This is a genomic window from Mesorhizobium sp. M2E.F.Ca.ET.209.01.1.1, from assembly GCF_004010375.2.
In the GTDB taxonomy this organism is placed as follows: Bacteria; Pseudomonadota; Alphaproteobacteria; order Rhizobiales; family Rhizobiaceae; genus Mesorhizobium.
Window position 1 is genome coordinate 1 of record NZ_SADP02000457.1, and the last position, 365, is coordinate 365.

Genomic DNA, 365 nt, shown 5'->3' on the forward strand with positions numbered 1-365 from the left:
CTCCTATTCCATCGCCTCGGCGCCGGAAGCAGGCGCAGCCGTCGAGCTGGCGATCGAGCGGCTGGACGACGGCGAGGTCTCGCCTTTCTTCCACGATGTGGCCGCGGTCGGCGACGAGATCGAACTGCGCGGACCGCTGGGCGGCCATTTCATCTGGGAGGAGAGCGACGGCGGGCCGATCCTTCTGATTGGCGGCGGCTCCGGCGTCGTGCCGCTGATGGCGATGGCGCGCCATCGCACGCTACGCAATGCGGCGGTGCCCGTTGCGCTGGTCTTTTCGGCGCGGGTCTGGGACGAGGTGATCTTCCGCGACGAGCTGATCGGCCTCGACGACCGGCTTGACGGGTTCAGCCTAGTACTGACGC

Annotated in this window: 1 protein-coding gene; it reads left to right on the forward strand. The window is 68.2% G+C overall.

Features of this window, described 5'->3' with window-relative positions:
- On the forward strand, positions 1 to 365 hold a 365-nt coding region (locus tag EN852_RS36465), incomplete at both ends, for an FAD-binding oxidoreductase (protein ID WP_246694527.1).